Here is a 22,506-nt window from a genome sequence, read left to right as displayed (position 1 = left end):
TCTCCCGGCTGCGGGCGGCTGACCGGTTCACCTGGCAAGGTAGACGCATGCCAGCGATGATCCGATCCCGCCTGACCGATTGGACCACCGTCGTACCCGTGCTCGCCGTGCTCCTGCTCGTCTTCACGTGGGGGCGGGAGCTGCCCGGTGCGCTGATCTTCGTGGTGGCCGCCCTGCTCGCCGTCGCCGTGCTGGCCGCCGTCCACCACGCCGAGGTGGTGGCGCACAAGGTGGGCGAGCCGTACGGCTCGCTGGTGCTGGCGGTCGCGGTCACCGTGATCGAGGTCGGTCTGATCGTCACGCTGATGATCAGCGGTGGGGACAAGACGCAGGCGCTGGCCCGGGACACCGTCTTCGCCGCCGTGATGATCACCTGTAACGGCATCCTCGGCCTGTCGCTGCTGCTCGGCGCGCTACGCCGGCAGGTGGCGGTGTTCAACCCGGAGGGCACCGGCGGGGCGCTGGCCACCGTGGCGACGCTCGCCACGCTCAGCATGGTGGTGCCCACGTTCACCACCAGCCGGCCCGGCCCGGAGTTCTCCCCCGGTCAGCTCGCCTTCGCGGCGGTCGCCTCGCTCGCGCTCTACCTGCTGTTCGTGATGGTGCAGACCGGCCGGCACCGCGACTACTTCCTCCCGGTCACCCAGGAGGGCAGCATCCTCGCGGAGGACACCGACGGCGACGGGCACGCCGAGCCGCCGTCCACGCGTACCGCGCTGGCCAGCCTGGCGCTGCTGGTGGTGGCGCTGGTCGCGGTGGTCGGCGACGCGAAGACCATCTCCCCGGCGATCGAGTCGGCCGTGCAGGCGGCCAACCTGCCGCAGGCGTTCGTCGGCGTGGTCATCGCGCTGCTGGTGCTGGCGCCGGAGACGCTGGCCGCCGCGCGGGCGGCCCGCCGGGACCGCGTGCAGATCAGTCTGAACCTGGCGCTCGGCTCGGCGATGGCCAGCATCGGCCTGACCATCCCGGCCATCGCGATCGCCTCGATCTGGCTGGACGGCCCGCTGCTGCTGGGGCTGGGCGGCACCCAGATGACGCTGCTGGCGCTGACCGCGGTGACCGCCGTGCTCACCGTGGTGCCGGGGCGGGCCACCGTGCTCCAGGGCGGGGTGCACCTGGTGCTGCTCGCCGCGTTCGTCTTCCTGGCCGCGAGCCCGTGACCGCGCCGGAAGTGCGTCTCCCGCGCGTCCGGTGATCGACCGAAAGGCCGTTGCCCGCCCCGCACGGGAACGGTTTGATGCCCGTAACTGTCCGGGCGGGCGCCCGGACGGCAACGGGAGGACATCCACTGTGTTCAGTGTCAGGCCACGTCGTGGCCTCATCGGCCTGCTCGGGTTGACCCTGGGGGTCACCGGGCTGACGGTCGTCACCACCGACGGCACCGCCGTGGCGGCGCCGCACTACACCACCCCACCCCAGGTACAGGGCGGCTGGGTCGACTCGGCCACCCCCGCGAAGGCGTACAACTGGGCCGAGGGCGTCAACATGCCGCTCGGCACCCGGGTCGACGACGCCGGGACGTCGCACACCTCGCGGATCTACGCCACCTTCGACCTGTCCCAGTTCGAGGGCGGCCGAAAGATCTACGGCGGGAAGGTCTTCATCCAGGAGCAGACCGCGGCGGACTGCACGAAGCGGGCGATCGAGATCTGGCGTACGAAGCAGGTGGGCTCCACCCCCACCTGGAACCGGCAGCCGGAGCCGATCGGCAAGCTCGACGAGATCCTGACGCCGGAGTACTGCCCCCGGGCCAGCATCTCCTTCGACGTGGGCACCGCCGTCCAGGAGGCGGTGGCACAGAAGCAGCGGCGGATCACCTTCCTGCTCCGGGTGCCGGAGCAGTACGAGTCGGACCCGACGTACGCGCGTGAGCTGAACTGGTACAAGCAGGTCCAGCTCAGCGTGCAGTACAACTCGTTGCCCACGGTCGACAACACGCGCCTCTACAACGGCGGCTTCGCCTGCACCCAGTTGCGGCCGTACCCGAAGATCGGCTCCTTCGCCCACGTGCTCCAGGCGGTCGGCTCCGACGCCGACGAGTGGGACCAGCGCAGCCTGCGTACCGACGTGGCGTTCTGGCCCGTCGGTCACCCGGAGCAGCGGCGGGAGCTGAGCGGCGAGCACGGCAGCTCGGGCCGGGCGAACACGGTCCAACTGCCTGCCGACGCGCTGGCCGACGGCACCTCGTACGTCTGGCAGGCCCGGGTCGGCGACGGCGCGGACACGTCCGCCTGGTCGAAGAAGTGCTACTTCAGCTATGACGCCACCGCGCCGGCGGCACCGACGGTGACGTCGTCCAACTACCCCTCCGCGGAGACCGGCCAGTGGGTGCCGGCCGGCGAGCCGGGTGTCTTCACGTTCTCCGGCAACGGCAAGAAGGACGTGGCGGGCTTCCAGTATTCGTGGTCCCAGCTCGGCGCGGGCGGCTGCGAGTCCGGCGGTGACGTCGGCCAGTTGGTCTGCACCGACCCGCTGAGCCGCCCCGGCACCGTCCGGCCGGACGCGCCGGGAGGCACCGCGACGGTGACGATGAGCCCGCCGGATGCCGGTCCGCAGCGGCTCACCGTGCGTTCGGTCGACCTGGCCGGCAACACCTCGGGGACGGTTGTCTACGAGGTGAACGTGCCCTGGTCCGCGCCGCAGGTGGAGGTGCAGGGCGGTCCGCCGGAGTGGAACCAGGACGTGCTGCTGAAGATCACCCCGGCGCCGGGTCTCACCGGCGTCGAGGAGTACGAGATCACCCTCGACAACGAGCCGACGGAGACCCGGCGGCCCGAGGAGGACGGCGTCGCCTGGTTCAGCTTCCGGGCCAGCAACCCCAACGGTCACCAGGTGACGATCCGCAGCCGCAGCGCCAACGGGTTCGTCTCCGAGAAGGCCAACTGGTACGCCACGTTCAACCCGTGGCCGGGCGTCCGGTCGGACGTCTACCAGCGGCCGGCCGACGGGAGCCCGGTGGGCGGGGTCGGGGTGCCCGGCACCTTCACCTTCTCGCCGCCGCCCGGGTGGACCGACGTGGCGACCTACCGGTACGCGTTCGGCGACGACGGCGAGTTCACCGACGTGACCGCCGACGGTGACGGTCGGGCGACCGTGACGTGGACGCCGCAGACCAGCGGGTGGATCACCCTGACAGTCTTCGCGGTCAAGGCCGACGGCACGTTCAGCGAGTACGCCAACTGGTACTCGTTCGAGGTCGCCGGCACCGCCTGACCGGCGGGAAGCGGGGCGGGGTGGACGGAGACCGTCCGCCCCGCCTCGTCAGTCGTGCAACTCGGTGCGGGCCACCTCGGCGAACGCCGCGCTCAGGTAGTCGGCGAACGGGCGTCCGGTGACCGCCAGCAGGTCGGCGACGAGCAGTGGTGCGTGCCGGGCGACCGCCGCCGGGTCGGGCAGGTTGTCGTCGTCGCCCGGGTCGTAGACGCCGAGCGCGCCGGCCAGCAGCACCAGCAGCACGTGCGGGTCGACCTCGGGCCACCACGTCGCGGCCGACCGGACGCAACGCTCCAGCACCTGGCGTACGTCGTCGCCGTCCAGCCCGTCCGGATGCCCCTCCTCCAGCAGCAGCCGCACCGCGCCGCCGAGCACCAGCCCGGCCCGGTCGGCGGCGGCGAGCCGCTCCACGGCCGGCCGGTACGCCTCGGCGTCCCGCTCCCGGGCGGCGTCGACCGCGTCCGTGGCGCTCACGGCGATCTCACGGGCCGAGGCAGGCAGATGACGCCACGTCGCACTCACCGCCCCAGCATGGCAGACCACACCCCTCCCCTCCCCTCCCTCCCCTCCCCACTCGTTGATCAAGGAGTTTGCGTCGCCGCGCGGCGCGCTCCCGACGCAAACCTCTTGATCAACGCGCTGAGGAGGGGGTGCGGGCGGTGGGGGGAGACGGCAGTGGGCCCCGGAGCAGTGCTCCGGGGCCCACTGGCGGTACGGGTCAGGCGGCGGGGACCTCCGCGGTGGTCTGGATCCGGTCCAGCGCCGGCGCGGACACCGGCGACTTCTCGGTCAGGTACGCGGTGAAGGCGTCCAGGTCGATCTGGCCGGTCACCGCGTTGGTGCCGCCGGTCAGGACGCTGAAGCCGTCGCCGCCACCGGCGAGGAAGTTGTTCACCGTGACCCGGTAGGTCGCGGTGTCGGTCACCGGGGTGCCGTTGATGGTGAGGCTGCCCCGGACCACCCGGCTGCCGGCACACGGCGTACCGGCCGGCGCGGTGGTGCCGTTGACGTCCACCACGTAGTGCACGGACGAGGACGCGTAGAGCACCCGCGCCACGGTGAACTGCTGCTCCAGCATGCAGTAGAGCTGCGCGCCGGTCAGGTCCAGCGTCACCAGGTTGTTGGCGAACGGCTGGACGGTGAACGCCTCGGCGTAGGTGACCGGGCCGGCGTCGAGGTCGGCGCGGACACCACCGGGGTTCATGAACGCGGCGACCGCGTTCTGCTCGGTGTCGGTGGCGGCGAGCTGGGCGTCGGCGATCACGTTGCCCAGCGGCGACTCACCGGTCTGGTACGTCGGCTTGCCGTTGGCGTCGACCCCGGTCTGGTACAGGTTCTCCTGGGTCTTGGTGATCGCGGTGGTGGTCTCGCCGACCACCCGGTCGGCCACCGGGCCGAGCGCGGTCTTGTACCGGCTGATCAGCTCGGTCGAGGCCGGGTCCTTGGCGACGTCCCGGGTGACCACCACGTTGTTCGCCGACGCGCTGACCACGTCCCGGGTACGCGGGTCGATCTTCAGGTTGATGTCGGTGACGAGGCGGCCGAACGAGCTGGCGCTGGTGACCAGCTTGCCGTTGATGTTGCAGTTGTACGCGGCGTGGGTGTGGCCGCTGACGATCACGTCGATCGCCGGGTCCATCCGGTTGGCGATGTCGACGATCGGGCCGCTGAACCCGGTGCAGTCGTTGATGCCGCCGCCGTTCTGCACGCCACCCTCGTGCAGCAGCACGACGATGCTCTTCACGCCGAGCAGCCGCAGGATCTTGGCGTACTTGTTGGCGGTGTCGGCCTCGTCGGTGAAGCGCAGCCCGGCCACGCCCTGCTGGCTGACGATGTTCGGGGTGCCCTCCAGGGTCATGCCGATGAAGCCGATCGGCACACCCTTGACGATCTTGATGCCGAACGGCTGCATCAGCGGCAGGCCGGTGGAGGTCTTGAACGCGTTGGCGGAGAGGTACTTGAACTTCGCGCCCTCGAACGGCGTGCCGTCGGCGCAGCCGTCCACCGGGTGGCAGCCGCCGCGCTGCATCCGCAGCAGCTCCTTGGCGCCCTCGTCGAACTCGTGGTTGCCGACGCTGGCGAACTCGAGCCCGGCGAGGTTCATCTCCTCGATGGTGGGCTCGTCGTGGAACGCGGCGGAGAGCAGCGGCGAGGCGCCGATCAGGTCGCCCGCGGCGACCGTGACGGTGCCCTTGCCCTGCGCCTGCGCCGCGGCGCGCATGGCCTTCAGGTGGCTGGCCAGGTATTCGGCGCCACCGGCGGCCTGCCCGTCGATGGTGCCGCTGGAGCCGGTCGGCGGCTCCAGGTTGCCGTGGAAGTCGTTGATCGCGAGCAGTTGGACGTCGACCGGCTTCGAGTGGGCCTCAGCCTGGTCGGGGGTGACGGCGACGGCGGTGAACGCGGTCGCGGCGAGTGCGGCCAGGCCGACGGCGGCCCGGCGGCGCATCCCGGGGACGGACATGGAACTCCTCGTGAGATACCGGCGCGTGGTTGCCCGGACGATGGTTCGCCCGGCGACCCTGATGCGTGCCGTGACAGGGGTCGATCGCGGAAGGCGGCACTCGGGGGAACGCCGCCCCGCCCGGGGTAGCTTCTCATCCACCGGGCCGCAGGTCGACCGGGGTGGCAATCGGAATGTTCACCGCGCCAGGCGACCCGTGCCGGTCTGCCCGACGAGTCCGACATGACCGTCGGGTGAATTCCCGCACGGCGCACGCCGGCCACGAAAGGGCGCCGGCCCCCAGGGACCAGGGAGCCGGCGCCGTCGCTCATGTCACGCCGAAAACGTTGCTGTGGCAACCTTCCTGACCGGAAAAACCCCCGGCGGGCCACCCGTCGCCGGCCGAACGGCCGTTCATGTCCACCGGTCCGGCGGCCGGAGCGGACTGTCCGAACTCGACCTGGACACCGGAGGGCGGGTCGGCGACCGCGACGTGGGCGGCGCCGACCAGCGTCCGGAGCGCCGCCCGGCTCCACCGCCCGGCGACACCCGGCCGGCCGGACAGATAGTCGACGGTGCGCGCCACACCCCAGCCGTGCGCCTCCCGCAGCCCCCGGGCCAGCATGCCGAGATAGACCGGGGCGGGTCGGGTCCAGGGCACCGTCACCGCGCGGTGCGGGGCGGTGAACGTGAGCATCGGCCGGCCGTCGCGCTCCCCGACCCGTAGCAGCGTCTCGTACCGGCCCGGACCGAGCGTGGCCCGACCGGTCGCGACCGCCGCGCGGATCCCGGCCAGATCCGCGCCGGGCGTCCGGTACATCTCCTGGGCGGCGATGTCGGCGAACTGCTCGGCCGTGACCAGGTAGCCGCGGACCGCCGCCCGGCCGGGCAGCTCCGGGTCGTAGAACGCCATGCCGCCGGTCCAGGCACGGGACTCGCCGGCGAAGTAGACGCCGCCGGGGATCAGCGCCGGGACCGTCCGGCGCGGCGGTCGGCAGTCCCGGCAGCCCGGGTACGTGCGCAGCCCGCCCGCTGGGCGCCCGCCGCGCAGGTACCGGTCGAGCCGCGCGGCGTGCAGGTTCGACCCGTACGCGACGTACCAGAGCAGGGACACCGGAGCGGTCAGAACCCGCACGTCCGGCCGGCGGCGTGACTGACCTGGACGGTGTGCGTGACGCAGCCCCCGTCGGCGACCCGGTGCAGCAGGAACCCGGTCGGCTCGGCGACCCAGCCGATCTCGTCCCCGTCGGTCATGGTCAGGCTGGCCTGGATCCAGGTGCTCGGCGCGCAGGTCAGCACCGTACCGGCGAACGCGCTGGTCACCGGGCGGTGCAGGTGGCCCGCGGCGACGCGTACGACGTGGGGGTGTCGGGCGATCACGGCGGCGAGCGCGTCGGCGTCGGCGAGCCGGATGGCGTCGGCGGCCGGGAGGCCCACCGCGACCGGCGGATGGTGCAGGCACACGACGGCGGGCGCCTCCGGCCGGCCGGCGAGCACCCCGTCGAGCCAGTCGAGCTGCTCGTCGCCGAGGCGACCGCCGGAGCCGCCCGGGGTGAGCGAGTCGAGCACCACGAGCGTCGCCTCCGGGTGGTCGACGTGGTAGTGCGCCGAGAACCCGCCGGCCAGGTGGGGGGTGCCGCCGAACGTGTCGAGCAGCGACTCGCGGTCGTCGTGGTTGCCGGCGGCCAGGTGGACCGGCAGCGGGAACCGCCCGACGATCTCGCGGAGGGCGAGGTATTCGTCCGGCCGGCCGTGACCGGTGAGATCGCCGGTGATCACCACGCAGTCGGGCCGGGGGCGCAGGGCGAGCGCCGTGCCGAGCGCCCGGTGCAGGCCGGCCGCCGGCTCGGCGGCGAGCGGGCCGGTGGTCACGTGCGGATCGCTGAGCTGGGCGATGAGCATCGGCGCCTCCTCGGGCCGGGACCCCTCACGCTACCGCCGCCCCGGCCCGCGCGTTGCCCACAGGCCGCGTCCACAGCCTGTGGATAGCACATGTGTACGAAGGTCGACGGCGGTCCCGCTGAGTACGCTTGATCGCGAACCCACCCCCTCCGAGCAGGAACGACGTGGATCACGAGCGAGTCCTCCGCGACGTCACGGTGCGCCTTCCCACGGCGTCGACCGTGCCGGAGGCGTGCCAGTGGACCGTCACCGCGCTCGCCCGGCACACCCCGGCGACCGCCTCCGTCCTGCTCCGCGTCCACGACCGCCTCCGGTGCGTCGCGGCCACCGGCGCCTGGCAGGTCTTCTCCCACGTCCCGGCGACGGCCGACGATGCCGGGCCGGCCCGGCACCGGCCCGAACCGTCGGTGGTGCGGCGGGTCTACGCCTCCGGCGAGACCGCCGCCGTGCCCGACGTCGCCGCCGACCCCGACTACCTCCCGATCCGCCCGGACGTCACCACGGAACTCTGCGTGCCGGTACGCGACCCGGCCGGCCGCCCGATCGGCGTGCTCGATCTCCAGTGGAGCGAGCCGGTCACGCTGGCTCCCTGGCAGGAGACCGCCGAGCGGCTGGCCGACCGGCTCGGCGCCCGGATCGCGGCGCTCGGCGGCCCGCCCGCCGAGAGCCGCAGCGAGAAGCTGCTCCGGCACGCCGCCGCGTTCACCGCCGCCGGAACCGACTGGGACCTGATGACCGCCGCCATCGCCGCGGCCCGGGACGTGTCCGCGCTCTCCGCCGCCGTGCTGGTGCTCACCGGTCGCGGTGGCCCTCGGCTGGGCGCGCCCACCGACACCCCGGGGGAGTTGGAGGCGCGGATCCGGGCCGAGCTGGCCGAGGCCGGCCCCGCCACGCTGGACCGGATCATCGACCGCGCCCACCGCTACGGGTCGGCGTACACGCTGGGCGAAGCGGGGCAGCCGCCGACCGAGGAGTGCCTGCCGCTGACCCGGGCCGGCGCGCGCACGCTGGTGGCGGTGCCGGTCGGCACGCCGTCGAGCGGCGGCGTGCTGCTGGTCGCCGACGGAAGGTCACTGCGGCCCGACCCGACCACGGTCAACCTGATCGAGCTGCTGGCCGGGCAGGCGTGGACCTGTCTGGACCGGCTACGGACGCTGGCGCGGCTGCGCGAGCAGGCCAGTTCGGACCCGCTCACCGGGCTGCGGCACACCGGCCCGTTCGGGCAGCGGATCGCCACCGCCACGCCGGGGCGTACCGCGCTGCTGGCCATCGACGTGGACGGGTTCAAGCACGTCAACGACACATACGGCCACCAGGCCGGCGACCGGCTGCTGGTGGGACTGGCCCGGGCGCTGGAGGGCGCGCTGCGGCAGGGCGACGAGCTGTACCGGACCGGCGGCGACGAGTTCTTCGCGGTGATCGAGGTGAGCCACCCGCAGGAGGCGGTCCGCATCGCCGAGCGGCTCACCGAGGCGGCCCGCCGCACCGGCCGGACGATCAGCGTCGGCATCGCGCTGCCCCGCCCCGACGAGCCCCCGGAGCGCACCCTGCACCGCGCCGACCAGGCCCTCTACGCGGTGAAGCGGCACGGCCGAGACGGCGTCCACCTATCCGCCGCCTGACCGCCGCCTCTTCTCCCGGCGATCTTGCACTTCCGGCCCCACCCGCGCGGCATTCACCCCTTTTGCCGGGGCACAAAGTGCAAGATCAACGCGCCTGGGAGGTGAGTTCCTTGGCCAGGAGTTCGGCGATCTGGGCGGTGTTGAGGGCGGCGCCCTTACGGAGGTTGTCGCCGGTCACGAACAGGTCCAGCGCACGTGGATCGTCCACCGCCCGGCGGATGCGGCCGACCCAGGACGGGTCGGTGCCGACCGCGTCGATCGGCATCGGGAACTCCCCGGCGGCCGGGTCGTCGACCAGGATCACGCCCGGCGCGTTGCGCAACGCCTCGCGGGCCCCCTCGGCGGCCACCTCGGTGGCGAAGACCGCGTGCACGGCGACCGAGTGACCGGTCACCACCGGCACCCGTACGCAGGTCGCGGAGACCTTCAGGTCGGGCAGGCCGAGGATCTTGCGGGACTCGTTGCGGAGCTTCAACTCCTCGGAGGACCAGCCGCCGTCACCGAGCGAGCCGGCCCAGGGCACCACGTTGAGCGCCAACGGGGCCGGGAACGGGCCCAGTTCCTCGCCGACCGCCTGGCGGACGTCGCCGGCCCGGGAGCCGAGCGCCCGGTCACCGGCGATCTTGCCGAGCTGGAGGTGCAGCGCGTCCACCCCGGTCCGCCCCGCCCCGGAGGCCGACTGGTAGGAGGCGAGGACCAGCTCGCGCAGGCCGTACTCGCGGTGCAGCGGGGCGATCGCCACGATCATCGCCAGCGTGGTGCAGTTGGCGTTGGCGATGATCCCCTTGGGCCGGTTGCGTACCTGATCGGGGTTGATCTCGGGAACCACCAGCGGCACGTCGCGGTCCATCCGGAACGCGCCGGAGTTGTCCACCACCACCGCGCCCCGGGACACCGCGATCGGCGCCCACTCGGCCGAGACGTCGTCGGGCAGGTCGAACATCGCCACGTCGACGCCGTCGAACGCGTCGGCGGTGAGCGCCCGGACGGTCAACTCCTCGCCCCGGCACAGCACCCGGCGGCCGACCGAGCGCTCGGAGGCGAGCAGTCGGATCTCGCCCCACACGTTGCGGCGGGAGGAGAGGATCTGGCACATCACCGTGCCGACGGCACCGGTCGCCCCGACCACGGCGAGGGTGGGCAGCGACGGCATCCGCGCTACCGCCCGGTGCCGGCGTAGACGACGGCTTCGGTGTCACCACCCAGCTCGAAGGCGTCGTGGATCGACTTGACCGCCTTGTCGAGGTCGGTGTCCCGGCAGACCACGGAGACCCGGATCTCGGACGTGGAGATCATTTCGATGTTCACCCCGGCGGTGGCGAGCGCGGCGAAGAAGCCGGCGGCGACGCCCGGGTGCGAACGCATGCCGGCACCGATCAGGGAGACCTTGCCGACGTGGTCGTCGTAGAGCAGGCCCTTGAACTTGACCGGCTCCTGGATCTTGCTGAGCGCGGCCATCGCGGTCGGCCCGTCCGCCTTGGGCAGCGTGAACGAGATGTCGGTGCGGCCGGTGCCCTCGGTGGAGACGTTCTGCACGATCATGTCGATGTTGATCTCGGCACCGGCCACGGTGTCGAAGATCCGCGCGGCGGCGCCCGGCTCGTCGGGCACCCCGACGATGGTGATCTTCGCCTCGCTGCGGTCGTGGGCGACCCCGGTGATCAGTGCCTGTTCCACGGGAAGGTCCTCCATCGATCCGGTGACCATGGTGCCGGTGTTGGTCGAGTATGACGAACGGACGTGGATCGGCAACCCCGCGCGCCGGGCGTACTCGACGCTGCGCAGGTGCAGCACCTTCGCGCCGCAGGCGGCCAGCTCCAACATCTCCTCGTAGGTGATGTGCTTGATGTGCCGGGCGTTCGGCACGATCCGCGGGTCGGCGGAGAAGATGCCGTCCACGTCGGTGTAGATCTCGCAGACGTCCGCGTGCAGCGCGGCGGCGAGCGCCACCGCGGTGGTGTCCGACCCGCCCCGGCCGAGCGTGGTGACGTCCTTGGTGTCCTGCGAGACACCCTGGAAGCCGGCGACGATCACCACCGCGCCCTCGTCGAGCGCGCCCTTGAGCCGCCCCGGGGTCACGTCGATGATCCGGGCGCGGCCGTGCACCGAGGTGGTGATCACGCCGGCCTGGGAACCGGTGAACGAGCGGGCTTCGTACCCCAGGTTGTGGATGGCCATGGCGAGCAGCGCCATGGAGATCCGCTCCCCGGCGGTGAGCAGCATGTCCAGCTCGCGGCCGGGCGGCAGCGGGCTGACCTGGTTGGCCAGGTCAAGCAGCTCGTCGGTGGTGTCGCCCATGGCGGAGACCACCACGACCACGTCGTCGCCCGCCTTGCGGGCCGCCACGATGCGCTCGGCCACCCGCTTGATCCGCTCGGCGTTGGCGACGGAGGACCCGCCGTACTTCTGCACCACGAGTGCCACGACTGTGCACTCCCTCCCGGTGACGACCCTGAGCGTGCCGACGCCGCCGGGTCTGAAGGTCCGGCGGCGCGTGTCAGACGCCCTCAGGGTATCGGGCGGGCCGTACGGCCGGGTCGGGTGATCCCACCATCCGGCCCGGCGTGGGGCGGCTCACCAGCCCCGGGCGTCACGCGGCACGGCCGGCGGCACCGGCCCGGACGTCGTGCGACACGCCAAGCGGTACAGCCGTACGGTGGGCTGACCGGAGCCACCGTCGCACCGCAGAATGACCCGGTGCACGCTCATCGACGCGCGGCCCGCCGGCTGTCCGGCGCCCTCGCGCTCACCCTGCCGACGCTGCTGGCCGCCTGCGTCGCCGACCCGCCGGGTTCGGCGCCGGCCGGCACCGTCGATCCCGTGCCGGTGCAGGTCGACGCCGCCCGCGACGAGCTGGCCGGGTTGGCCGCCGCCGCGCAGGACCGGCACCTCACCGCCACGTACGCGTTCGCGCCGCCCGACGGACCCACCCGCACGGTGGCGGTGACCAGCGGGAACGACGGGAGCTGGCGGGTCGACGTGCCCGGCTGGGGGCGGGACGGCACGGTCGACGTCTCGCTCGCCGCCACCTCGGACGGGCTCTTCCAGTGCGCCCTGCCCTCGGCCGGTTGGACGGGGCCCGCCGGGTGCGTACGCCTCGGTGACGCCGACGACGCGGTGCCCCGCCGACTGGACCCGCGCGTGCAGCACCCGTTCACCGACTGGCTGGAGGTGCTCACCGACCGGCGGGCCCCACTGGCGGTCTCCCCCGCCCCGCCGCCGGCGGGCGTCACCGGCCGGTGCTACGCGGTCGACTCCACCTCGGCCTCGCTGAACGCACCGCTGGACGTGGGCGTCTACTGCTTCGGTGAGGACGGCACCCCGGTGGCGGTCCGCGCCACGCTCGGCAGCCTCACGCTGACCGGCTCGCCCGGCCCGGCGCCGGCGACCGTCGAGCTGGCCGGGGCGGTGAGCGAGGGGGAGCCGGTGGGCCGGGACGCGCCGACGCCCGGAACGTCGTAGCGCTTTGTCCGTTACGGGTGGCCTTGCCCACATCACTCCACCCTGATTCGCGTGACAAACCGGGCATCAGGGACGCTCTACCCATGACCGACCTGACCCCGCTGCTCGCCTTCCGCTGGAGCCCTCGTGCGTTCGACCCCGACGCCGAGCTGACCGCCGACGAGGTGGCCGCGCTGCTGGAGGCGGCCCGCTGGGCGCCCTCGGCCGGCAACGCGCAGCCGTGGCGGTTCGCGCTCGGGCACCGGCAGGACGAGACGTGGAAGCGGATCCTGGTCGGCCTGCCCGACACCGACCAGGGCTGGGCCCGGCACGCCGCCGCCCTGCTGCTCGCCGCGCACGCCGGCGGCGACCCGGAGCGGAGCGCGTACGACCTGGGCCAGGCCGTCGCCCACCTCACCGTGCAGGCCACCGCGCTCGGCCTGCACGTCCGCCAGGTCACCCGTCTGGACCGTCGCCGTCTCGCCGCCGAGTTGGACCTGCCCGACGACGTCCGGCCGCTGGTGGTGGCCGCGGTCGGCCGCCTCGGCGACCCGGCCACGCTTCCACCCGACCTGTACGCCCGGGAGACCGCGCTCCGCCGCCGCCGACCCCTCCCCGCCCTGCTGCTGCGCTGACGGCGACCGCCCGCACGCGACCCGGCCGGCTCAGGTGCCCCGGGCGGCGCGCAGCAGGGCGGCGCCGACCTCGGTGTTGCGGTACAGCACGCGCCGCCCAGCCGGGAACCGGGCCACCAGCCCGGCGGCGTGCAGCGCGGACAGGTGCTGGGAGACGTTCCCGGCCGACATCCCGGTGAGCCGGGCCAGGTCGGTCGTGGTCACCGCCGCGTCGAGCAGCGGCAACAACGTGGCCCGGCCGGCACCGAGCACCCGGGCCAGCGGGTCGCCGGGCGGGGCCGGGGCGCGCTCCCAGAGCGTCCCGATCGCCCGGACCGGATACGCCCCGCCGGGCAGCGAGTCCTCCAGCAGGTTCCACAGCACCCGCCGGTAGGTGAACACCCCCGGGTTCAGCGCCAGCCCTCGGCCACGCAGGTCGAAGTCCCGCTCGAACGGGTCGTCGCTGACCACCCGGTCGCCGATCCAGCGCAGACTCGGATGGAGTTGCGCGAACAACCGACCCGCGCCGCCCTCGGCGAGCTGGGCCGCCCGGTAGGCCACGTCGGCGTCGAGCAGCGCCCGCATCCGGGGCCAGTCCGGCGCGATGGCCTCGTCGTGCCAGACCCGCACCGCGTCGACGAGCTGCGGCAGCAGGCCGCGCGGGTCGGCGAGCAGCGCCGCCCCGAACGGGCTCAGCGGCCCGCTCGGCACGGTCGCCAGCAGATCCTGGACCACGACCTGCGGCGGCGTCGCCGCGATCTGGTCGAGCTGCTCGGCCATCCCCACGTCGGGCCGGGCCGCCGGGGTGAGGAAGTCGGGCAGCCAGCGACGCGGCCAGGTCAGCTCCACCAGCGGGCGGACCCGGACGGCCACCTCCGGGCGGCGCAGCATGACCCGGGCCCGGTCGATCCAGGGCAGGTGCACCGCGTGCCCGACCGGGTCGCGCACCGCCCACATGCTCATGACCGTCTCGTTGGCCGGCGACACGGCGAACCGTACGCCCGCGACGTCGGCCACGGTGAACCGCAACTCGGACACACGCACCCCCGGACGCAGGATTCGGCCCAGCCTAAATGGCTCGACCGGAGCGCGCGGCCCCGGTTTGCTCAGCGGCCATGGGGGCCAGAGAGAGCATCAGCACCGCCGTCCGGCACGTCGTACCGCCGGCCGGGTTGACCCGCGCCCTGGCCGTGCAGGCCATGGTGAACGCCGTCGGCAAGGCCTGTTCCAGGCCGGCAGCGCCGTCTTCTTCACCCGGGCGCTGGGGCTCGGTCCGGCGCAGGTGGGTCTCGGCCTCTCGCTCGCCGCCGGGGCGTCCCTGCTCGGCACCGTCCCGCTGGGCGCGCTCACCGACCGGTACGGTCCGCAGCGGGTGTGGATCGTCGGCCTGCTGCTCGACGCGGCGCTGTTCGCCTCGTACCCGCTCGTCGGCGGCTTCGCCGGGTTCCTCGCCGTGGTGCTCGCGCTGGCCGTGGTGGGCGCCGCCGCCGGCACCGCCCGCCAGGTCTACTCGATCAACGTGCTGCGGCCGGAGGAACGGGTCACCGCGATGGCCTACCAGCGTTCCTCGCTGAACGTCGGCTTCGGGCTCGGCGCCCTGATCAGCGGCCTGGTGCTGGCCGTCGACACGATCTGGGCGTACCGGGGGATGGTCTGGTTCATCGCCACCGTCTTCCTGGTGACCGCCGGCTTCGTCCGGCGGCTGCCCCGGCTGCCGGAGGTGGCCCGCCCGACCGAGCCGACGAGCCGGCTGGCGGTGCTGCGCGACCGCCCGTTCATGGCCGTCGCGCTGCTGTCCGGGCTGCTCACCGCCCACCAGACGCTCTACCTGACCGTGTTGCCGCTGTGGATCCTCACCCGCACCGACGCGCCGAAGACGCTGATCGCCGCGCTGGTGCTGCTCAACACCGTGCTGATCGTGCTGCTCCAGGTGCGGGCCAGCCGGGGCGCGGACAGCGCGCCGGGCGCGGCCCGGGCGTCCCGCCGGGGCGCGCTGCTGATCGCCCTGTTCTGCGTGGTCGTGCCGGTCTCCGGGCAGACCCGGGGGCTACTCACCGTGGTGGTGCTGGTGGCCGCCGCGACGCTGCTCATCCTGGCGGAGCTGATCGAGTCGGCGGGCACGTGGGGGCTCACCGCCACGCTGCCGCCGGCCGCCCAGCGCGGCGCGTACGTCGGCGCGTTCGGGCTCGGCTCGCAGGTGCAGTTCCTGGTCGCGCCGGCCGGGCTGACCGCGCTCGGCGTGAGCACCGGCGGCTGGGGCTGGTACCCGGCGGCGGCGATCTTCGTGCTGGTCGGGCTGGTGATAGGGCCGGCGGTGGTCCGGGCGGAGCGGACGCCCCGGCTGGGCGAGGTGCCGGTGTCCACCGTAGCGGTGAACTCGGTCCCATAGTCCGGACCGGCCTTCCCACCGTCCGTCCCACCACGTAGGGTGACCCTGTCATGTGGCAGGCGTACCTTCTCCTTGGTCGCCGCGACGAGGCCTGACCGGCCGGCACCTCGTCGCGGAGTTGAACCGCGCCGTCCAGCACATCCGAACTTCCTCTCGGCCCCGCCGCGCACCGTCGCCCGGCACCTCGCCGACACCTTCCGATCTGCTGACGCCACATGTTCCAGGGAGCACTCCGAGATGGCTCAACCTGTCACCGATCCGTTCGCCCAGCAGCGTCCCAGCCGCATGCCGGTGCATCGTTACCTCCCGTACGACAGGCAGTTCCGGGTCGAACTGCCGGACCGCACCTGGCCGACCCACCGCGTCGAGGCCGCGCCCCGCTGGTGCGCCGTCGACCTCCGCGACGGCAACCAGGCGCTGATCGACCCGATGTCGCCCGAGCGCAAGCGCCGGATGTTCCAGCTCCTGGTCCAGATGGGCTACAAGGAGATCGAGGTCGGCTTCCCGTCGGCCAGCCAGACCGACTACGACTTCGTCCGGCAGCTCATCGAGCAGGACCTGATCCCGGAGGACGTCACCATCCAGGTGCTCACCCAGTGCCGGGAGCACCTGATCGAGCGCACGTTCGAGTCGCTGCGCGGCGCCCGCCGGGCCATCGTGCACTTCTACAACTCCACCTCGACGCTCCAGCGCCGGGTGGTCTTCGGCCTGGACCGCGACGGCATCACCGACATCGCCACCCAGGGCGCGCGGCTCTGCCAGAAGTACGCGGAGATCCACACCCCGGACACCGACATCCACTACGAGTACTCGCCGGAGTCCTACACGGGCACCGAGCTGGAGTACGCGCTGGAGGTCTGCGCGGCGGTGATCGAGGTGGTCGACCCGACGCCGGACCGGAAGCTGATCGTCAACCTGCCGGCCACGGTCGAGATGGCGATGCCGAACGTCTACGCCGACTCGATCGAGTGGATGCACCGGCACCTGCCCCGACGGGACAGCCTGTCGCTGAGCCTGCACCCGCACAACGACCGGGGCACCGGCGTGGCCGCCGCCGAGCTGGGCCTGCTGGCCGGCGCCGACCGGATCGAGGGCTGCCTGTTCGGCAACGGCGAGCGCACCGGCAACGTGGACCTGGTGACGCTGGGCCTGAACCTGTTCTCGCAGGGCATCGACCCGATGATCGACTTCTCGAACATCGACGAGATCCGGCGCGCGGTCGAGTACTGCAACCAGCTCCCGGTGCACGAGCGGCACCCGTACGCGGGCGACCTGGTCTACACCGCGTTCTCCGGTTCCCACCAGGACGCGATCAACAAGGGCTTCGCCGCGCTGCACGCCGACGCCGCCGCGGCCGGGGTGCCGGTCGACGAGTTCACCTGGGCGGTGCCGTACCTGCCGATCGACCCGAAGGACCTGGGCCGCACCTACGAGGCGGTCATCCGGGTCAACTCGCAGTCCGGCAAGGGCGGCGTCGCGTACATCATGAAGTCCGAGCACCAGCTCGACCTGCCGCGCCGCCTCCAGATCGAGTTCTCCGGCGTGGTGCAGACGGTCACCGACCACGACGGCGGCGAGGTCGAGCCGGGCACCATGTGGGAGATCTTCGCCCGCAACTACCTGGTCGACCACCAGGTCGACCCGACGGTCACGCTGGCCGGCTACACCATCGGCACCGTCGACGGCAAGGTCGAGATCGACGCCCGGGTCGGCTTCGGCGGCGAGACCCGCGCGCTCACCGCGGTCGGCAACGGCCCGATCGACGCGTACGTCAACGCGTTGCAGTCGCTGGGCGTCGCGGTACGCGTACTCGACTACCACGAGCACGCGCTCGCCTCCGGCGGTGACGCGCAGGCCGCCGCGTACGTGGAGTGCGAGGTGGACGGCCGGACGGTGTGGGGCGTCGGGGTGGACGCCAACATCGTCACCGCCTCCGTCAAGGCGGTCACCAGCGCCGTGAACCGCACCCGCGCCTGACGTGCAAGGAGGGGCCCCCTCTTAACGCATTCCGCATAGGAGGGGCCCCTTCTCACCATCCGCGCCCGAATGGCCCGAGTGTGAGATGGGGCCCCTTCTCTACCGGAGGCGTTAAGAAGGGGCCCCTCCTTTCACCCGCGGGCGGTGGATGAGCAGCGCGGCGAGCAGGGCGCCGGCCAGCAGCAGGCACGCACACCACAGCAGCGCGCCCCGGTACGCGTCGGCCAACGCGCCCTTCTGCTCGTACCCGGTGCCGGAGAGCCCGACCAGCAACGGCAGCGCGGCGACCGCGAGGAGGCCGCCGGCCCGGGAGGCGGCGTTGTTGAAGCCGCTCGCCACCCCGGCGAACCGGTCCGCCACGGCACCGAGCACGCTCGTGGTCAACGGCGCGACCACCAACGTGAGCCCGGCGCCGAACAGCGCCACGCCGGGCAGCACGTCCACCCAGTAGGACGCGCCCGGCCCGACGCGGCGCAGCAGCAGCAGGCCGGCGGCGGCGACCACCGGGCCGACGGTGAGCGGCAACCGGGGACCGATCCGGGCGGAGAGCGCGCCGGCCCGGGGCGAGCCGACCAGCAGCAGCAGCGTCATCGGCACCGTGGCCAGGCCGGTGAGCAGCGCCGACCAGCCGACCACGTTCTGGAGGTAGACGGCGAGGAAGAAGGTGAACCCGCCGAGCGCCGCGTACACCACCACGGTGAAGATGTTGAGCACCGAGAAGAGTCGGCTGGAGAACAGCCCGGTGGGCAGCATCGCGCGGTCCCCGCGCCGCCGCTCGACCAGCACGAAGGCCGCCACGGCGGCCAGTCCGACCACGGCGGCGGCCAGCACCGCCGGGGCGGCGCCGCGCGCCGGCGCGTCGATCAGCGCGTACGTGATCCCGCCGAGCGCCAGCGCGCCGAGCAACGCGCCGGCCACGTCGAATCCGCCGTGTCCACCGGTACGCGAGACCGCCTCGTCCCGGCTCTCCGGCACCCAGCGCATCGCGGCGAGCACCACGCCCACGGCCAGCGGCAGGTTCACGAAGAAGATCCACCGCCAGGAGAGCGCGTCGATCAGCCAGCCACCGACCAGCGGGCCGAGCGCGGTGGACACGCCGGAGAGGCCGGACCAGGTGCCGATGGCCCGACCCCGGTCGTCGGGGTGGAAGCTGGCCTGGAGCACGGAGAGCGAGCCGGGGGTGAGCAGCGCCCCGCCGGCACCCTGGAGGAACCGGGCGGCGATGAGCCAGCCGGTGCCCTGGGCCAGCCCGCAGAGCACCGAGGCGACCGCGAACCAGACCACCCCGAGCAGGAAGATCCGCCGCCGGCCGAACCGGTCGCCGAGCGCGCCGCCGAGCAGTACGAACGCGGCGAGCATGAGCAGGTAGCCGTTCACGGTCCATTGCAGACCCGCCACGGTGGCGTCCAGCTCGGCGCCGAGGCGCGGCAGCGCCACGTTGACCACGGTGCTGTCCAGGAACACCATGCCGGAGGCGAGGATCGCGGCGAGCAGCGTGCCGCGTCCGGCGGCGGAGCGGGTACGCAGTGCGGGAGCGGCAGAGGTCACGTCCATCCACTCTGCCCGTGATCCCCGACCTACGCCACGAATCACGGAAACCGCCGCCGGGTACTGTGCGGACTCGCCCGGAGCCCGCAAGCTGGAGAGGTGTCGTCTGTGCGTACGAGATCAGGAGTCCGAGCCGGGCTGACCGCCGCGCTCACCGCGGTGCTCGCCCTCGGCGTGGCCGGCTGCGACGGCTCGGTCACCGAGCCGGACGCGCCGCCGAGCGCCTCCGGAAACGTGAACCAGCAGCTCGGTGAGCTGACCGTGGCCTCGGCCGGGTCGATGAAGGGCTACAGCCGTTCCCGGTTCCCGCACTGGCGGGACACCGGCAAGAACTGCGACGTCCGGGACACCGTGCTGCAACGCGACGGGGAGAACATCAAGCTCTCCGGTTGCAACGTGGTGGGCGGGCGGTGGGAGAGCGCCTACGACGGGGTGGTGCTGACCGACCCGTCGGACGTGGACATCGACCACATCGTGCCGCTGGCCAACGCGTGGCGGTCCGGCGCGGACGAGTGGGACGACTCGAAGCGCGGCGACTTCGCCAACGACCAGACCCGGCCGCAGCTCATCGCGGTTTCCCTCCGCTCCAACCGGGCAAAGGGTGACCAGGACCCGTCCCAGTGGAAGCCGGCGAACCGGTCGTACTGGTGCCAGTACGCGGCGGACTGGGTGACGGTCAAGCACTACTGGCGGCTGACGGTGACAAGTGCCGAGAAGGCCGCCCTCACCGACATGCTGGAGGGCTGCACATGGGCGAGCAAGCCGTGACCGGGGCGGGTGGCACACAGGCGCCGGAGAAGACGCCGGACGCCACCGGCGACGACGCCGCGGCGGCCGGCACCGACCCGACCCCGACCGGTCCGGCCTCGGCCGGAATGACCGCGGACGGCCAGCAGGCCGCGCCCGCCGACGTCTCCGGGGCGGGCATGTCCGCCGACGCCGCGCCGGGCGCTCCGGCCGGCCCGGCGAACCGCACCGCCGACATCACCGCCGGCCCGGGCGGGGTGATGACCGACGAGGTGGGCGTGGTGACCGGGGAGCTGACGTTGCGCACCGAGCACGCCGACGGCCGGGTGACGCTGCGGGTGCAGTACAAGGACGCCGACGAGTGGTACGCGGTCACCGGCGGCTCGGCGCCGCTGGCCGACCCGGCCGCGCTGGACGCGGTGCACACGGTCGCGGTGGGCCTGCTGAACCGCCCCGAGGGCTGAACCGGACGGACGCGTCGGCCCTCCCCGACGGGAGGGGCCGACGCGTCCGGTGTGTCACGGGGTGGGGATGAGTTCGCCGGTGTCGCCCGGCGCCGCCCCGTCATCCGGCCGGACCAGCTCCGGCTCCACCTCGTGCGGCCGGATCCGCCCGGCCGCGATGTCCTCGGCGTAGTGGCAGGCCACCCGGTGCCCGTCGAGCACGTCGCGCAGCGCGGGCCGCTCGTCGGCGCAGCGGGTGGGCTGGGCCCACGGGCAGCGGGTGTGGAACCGGCAGCCGGCCGGCGGGTTCGCCGGTGACGGCAGGTCGCCGGCGAGCAGGATCCGCTCCCGGCGGTCCTCCACCTGCGGGTCGGGCACCGGCACCGCGGACATGAGCGCCCGGGTGTACGGGTGCATCGGCTCCCGGTAGAGGTCGTCGCTGGACGCCTCCTCCACCAGGCCGCCGAGGTACATCACCCCGACCGTGTCGGCGATGTGCCGGACCACCGCCAGGTCGTGCGCGATGATCAGGTACGTGAGGCCGCGCTCCTCCTGCAACTCGTCGAGCAGGTTGAGCACCTGGGCCTGGATCGACACGTCCAGCGCGGACACCGGCTCGTCGGCGACGATCAGGTCCGGTTCGAGCACCAGCGCGCGGGCGATGCCGATGCGCTGGCGCTGGCCGCCGGAGAACTCGTGCGGATACTTGCTGAGCGCGGACGCGGGCAGGCCGACCGCGGCGAGCGCGTCCCGGAGCCGCTTGTCGACGGCCGCCTTGTCCTTCGCCAGGCCGTGCGCCTTGAGGCCCTCGACCAGCAGCGACTCCACCGACTGCCGGGGGTCGAGGCTGGACAGCGGGTCCTGGAAGATCATCTGGATGCGGCGGCGGATCCGGCGCATCGGCTCGGCCTTGAGCGAGCGCAGGTCGGTGCCGTCGAAGACGATCTCCCCGTCGGTCGGCTCTACCAGCCGCAGCAGGCCCCGGCCGAGCGTGGACTTGCCGCAGCCCGACTCGCCCACCAGCCCGTACGTCTCGCCCTTGTTGATGGTGAGCGAGACACCGTCGACGGCGTAGACGTGCCCGATGGTCCGGTCGACGATCACGCCGCTCTTGATCGGGAAGTGGACCTTGACGTCACGCAGTTCGATCAGGGGTTCGGTCGTCCGCTCGGTCGACTCGGTCACGGGACCGCCACCTCCTCGGAAACGGGGTTGTTGCAGCGCAGGTCGCCGCCGTTCGCGGTGGGCTCCAGCGGGGGCGGCCCGTCCAGGCAGGCGTCCACCACGTTGTCGCACCGGGGGGCGAACGCGCAGCCCTCCGCCCACGGAATGTTGTCGGCCACCGAGCCGCGGATGGCGTGCAGCCGCTCACCGCGCGGCGAGTCGAGCCTCGGCACGGAGTTGAGCAGCCCGTGCGTGTACGGGTGCCGGGGCCGGGCGAACAGTTCGTGCCGGGCCGCCCGCTCCACGATCTTGCCGCCGTAGAGCACGTTGACCGTGTCGCAGAGCCCGGCCACCACACCCAGGTCGTGGGTGATCATGATCAGCGCGGTGCCGGTCTCGTCGACGAGCTGCTTGAGCAGCGTGAGGATCTGCGCCTGGATCGTCACGTCCAGCGCGGTGGTCGGCTCGTCGGCGATCAGCAGCCGAGGCTTGCAGGCCAGCGCGATGGCGATCAGCGCGCGCTGCCGCATGCCGCCGGAGATCTGGTGCGGGTACTCCTTCAACCGCCGGGTCGGGTCCGGGATGCCGACCGCGTCGAGCAGCTCCCGGGCCTCCTTCAGCGCCACCTTGCGGTCCATGCCCCGGTGCCGTTCGAGCACCTCGGCCACCTGGGTGCCGATCGGGATGACCGGGTTCAGCGAGGAGAGCGGGTCCTGGAAGATCATGCCGATGTCCCGGCCGCGCCGGTCCCGCAGGTCCTCCGGGCGCAGCTTCAGCAGGTCGGCGCCGTCGAAGTTCACCTCGCCGGTGACCTTGTTGCCGCGTTTCGGCAACAAGCCCATGATCGCCAGGCTGGTGACGCTCTTGCCGCAGCCGGACTCGCCGACCAGGCCGACCGTCTGCCCCGGCTCCACGCTGAAGCTGACCTCGTCGACCGCGGTGAACGGCCGCTCACCCTTGCGCTGGAACACGACGCTCAGGTCGCGTACGTCGAGCAGGCTCATCG

The 22,506-nt window shown here is 73.0% G+C and carries 19 protein-coding genes; 9 read left to right on the top strand and 10 right to left on the bottom strand.

All coding sequences use genetic code 11. The features are described 5' to 3' along the window. The first annotated feature begins 56 nt into the window (after positions 1-56). Both TPA0908_RS02620 and TPA0908_RS02615 read left to right on the top strand, forming a co-directional pair. Complete coding sequence (locus TPA0908_RS02620; RefSeq protein ID WP_199199877.1) at positions 57-1,160, top strand: calcium:cation antiporter; 1,104 nt, start codon at positions 57-59, stop codon at positions 1,158-1,160. A gap of 130 nt (positions 1,161-1,290) precedes the next feature. Further along, a complete protein-coding gene (locus TPA0908_RS02615; protein ID WP_281934263.1) occupies positions 1,291-3,213 on the top strand; it encodes a hypothetical protein in 1,923 nt (640 codons plus the stop codon). Positions 3,214-3,261: 48 nt separating this feature from the next. Here TPA0908_RS02615 and TPA0908_RS02610 read toward each other — a convergent pair whose 3' ends face one another. The 4 genes from TPA0908_RS02610 to TPA0908_RS02595 form a co-directional block, all read right to left on the bottom strand. Then, positions 3,262-3,756: a hypothetical protein gene (locus TPA0908_RS02610; protein ID WP_281934262.1), complete on the bottom strand. Its 495-nt coding sequence runs from the start codon at positions 3,754-3,756 to the stop codon at positions 3,262-3,264. A 175-nt stretch (positions 3,757-3,931) separates the two neighbouring features. Further along, a complete protein-coding gene (locus tag TPA0908_RS02605) occupies positions 3,932-5,674 on the bottom strand; it encodes a bifunctional metallophosphatase/5'-nucleotidase (protein ID WP_107159640.1) in 1,743 nt (580 codons plus the stop codon). A 307-nt stretch (positions 5,675-5,981) separates the two neighbouring features. Beyond that, positions 5,982-6,767: a histone deacetylase gene (locus TPA0908_RS02600; RefSeq protein WP_281934259.1), complete on the bottom strand. Its 786-nt coding sequence runs from the start codon at positions 6,765-6,767 to the stop codon at positions 5,982-5,984. A gap of 8 nt (positions 6,768-6,775) precedes the next feature. Further along, positions 6,776-7,555 carry a phosphodiesterase gene (locus TPA0908_RS02595; RefSeq protein ID WP_281934257.1) on the bottom strand — a complete coding sequence of 260 codons (780 nt, stop codon included), beginning with the start codon at positions 7,553-7,555 and terminating at the stop codon, positions 6,776-6,778. A gap of 164 nt (positions 7,556-7,719) precedes the next feature. On the opposite strand from TPA0908_RS02595, the gene TPA0908_RS02590 reads away from it, so the two are divergent. Further along, a complete protein-coding gene (locus tag TPA0908_RS02590; protein ID WP_281934255.1) occupies positions 7,720-9,177 on the top strand; it encodes a GGDEF domain-containing protein in 1,458 nt (485 codons plus the stop codon). An 85-nt stretch (positions 9,178-9,262) separates the two neighbouring features. On the opposite strand, the gene TPA0908_RS02585 is transcribed toward TPA0908_RS02590, so the two are convergent. Continuing rightward, positions 9,263-10,330: an aspartate-semialdehyde dehydrogenase gene (locus tag TPA0908_RS02585; RefSeq protein ID WP_281934253.1), complete on the bottom strand. Its 1,068-nt coding sequence runs from the start codon at positions 10,328-10,330 to the stop codon at positions 9,263-9,265. A 5-nt stretch (positions 10,331-10,335) separates the two neighbouring features. Continuing rightward, positions 10,336-11,601, bottom strand: coding sequence for an aspartate kinase (locus tag TPA0908_RS02580; protein ID WP_281934251.1), 1,266 nt, complete (start codon positions 11,599-11,601; stop codon positions 10,336-10,338). Positions 11,602-11,874: 273 nt separating this feature from the next. Between TPA0908_RS02580 and TPA0908_RS02575 the strand changes: the two genes are divergently transcribed. Both TPA0908_RS02575 and TPA0908_RS02570 read left to right on the top strand, forming a co-directional pair. Continuing rightward, positions 11,875-12,639: a hypothetical protein gene (locus tag TPA0908_RS02575; protein ID WP_281934249.1), complete on the top strand. Its 765-nt coding sequence runs from the start codon at positions 11,875-11,877 to the stop codon at positions 12,637-12,639. An 83-nt stretch (positions 12,640-12,722) separates the two neighbouring features. Beyond that, positions 12,723-13,253, top strand: a complete 531-nt coding sequence (locus TPA0908_RS02570) for a nitroreductase family protein (RefSeq protein WP_281934247.1) — start codon at positions 12,723-12,725, stop codon at positions 13,251-13,253. A 30-nt stretch (positions 13,254-13,283) separates the two neighbouring features. Here the strand turns inward: TPA0908_RS02570 and TPA0908_RS02565 are convergent, their stop codons facing one another. After that, positions 13,284-14,270 carry an ArsR/SmtB family transcription factor gene (locus TPA0908_RS02565; protein ID WP_281934246.1) on the bottom strand — a complete coding sequence of 329 codons (987 nt, stop codon included), beginning with the start codon at positions 14,268-14,270 and terminating at the stop codon, positions 13,284-13,286. Between TPA0908_RS02565 and TPA0908_RS02560 the strand changes: the two genes are divergently transcribed. Continuing rightward, positions 14,188-15,621: an MFS transporter gene (locus tag TPA0908_RS02560; RefSeq protein WP_308447801.1), complete on the top strand. Its 1,434-nt coding sequence runs from the start codon at positions 14,188-14,190 to the stop codon at positions 15,619-15,621. The genes TPA0908_RS02565 and TPA0908_RS02560 overlap by 83 nt on opposite strands. A gap of 237 nt (positions 15,622-15,858) precedes the next feature. Then, positions 15,859-17,598, top strand: a complete 1,740-nt coding sequence (gene leuA / locus TPA0908_RS02555) for a 2-isopropylmalate synthase (protein ID WP_281934243.1) — start codon at positions 15,859-15,861, stop codon at positions 17,596-17,598. A gap of 111 nt (positions 17,599-17,709) precedes the next feature. Here leuA and TPA0908_RS02550 read toward each other — a convergent pair whose 3' ends face one another. Next, a complete protein-coding gene (locus TPA0908_RS02550) occupies positions 17,710-19,152 on the bottom strand; it encodes an MFS transporter (protein ID WP_281934241.1) in 1,443 nt (480 codons plus the stop codon). Between the two features lie 102 nt (positions 19,153-19,254). Here TPA0908_RS02550 and TPA0908_RS02545 point away from each other — a divergent pair, with 102 nt between their 5' ends. Together TPA0908_RS02545 and TPA0908_RS02540 are read left to right on the top strand one after the other, a co-directional pair. Continuing rightward, positions 19,255-19,914, top strand: coding sequence for an HNH endonuclease family protein (locus tag TPA0908_RS02545; protein WP_281934239.1), 660 nt, complete (start codon positions 19,255-19,257; stop codon positions 19,912-19,914). Then, positions 19,896-20,357, top strand: a complete 462-nt coding sequence (locus TPA0908_RS02540; RefSeq protein WP_281934238.1) for a hypothetical protein — start codon at positions 19,896-19,898, stop codon at positions 20,355-20,357. The genes TPA0908_RS02545 and TPA0908_RS02540 overlap by 19 nt, the downstream gene beginning before the upstream one ends. A 54-nt stretch (positions 20,358-20,411) precedes the next feature. Here TPA0908_RS02540 and TPA0908_RS02535 read toward each other — a convergent pair whose 3' ends face one another. Both TPA0908_RS02535 and TPA0908_RS02530 read right to left on the bottom strand, forming a co-directional pair. Next, on the bottom strand, positions 20,412-21,521 hold the full coding sequence (locus tag TPA0908_RS02535) for an ABC transporter ATP-binding protein (RefSeq protein ID WP_281934236.1): 1,110 nt from the start codon (positions 21,519-21,521) through the stop codon (positions 20,412-20,414). Further along, a complete protein-coding gene (locus TPA0908_RS02530; protein ID WP_281934235.1) occupies positions 21,518-22,504 on the bottom strand; it encodes an ABC transporter ATP-binding protein in 987 nt (328 codons plus the stop codon). The genes TPA0908_RS02535 and TPA0908_RS02530 overlap by 4 nt, the downstream gene beginning before the upstream one ends. Positions 22,505-22,506 lie beyond the last annotated feature (2 nt).

Origin of the sequence: Micromonospora sp. AKA38 (assembly GCF_027925725.1) — a bacterium.
Lineage (GTDB): Bacteria > Actinomycetota > Actinomycetes > Mycobacteriales > Micromonosporaceae > Micromonospora.
The sequence above is the reverse complement of the archived record's forward strand: the minus strand, read 5'-3'. Positions and strand labels throughout refer to the sequence as shown.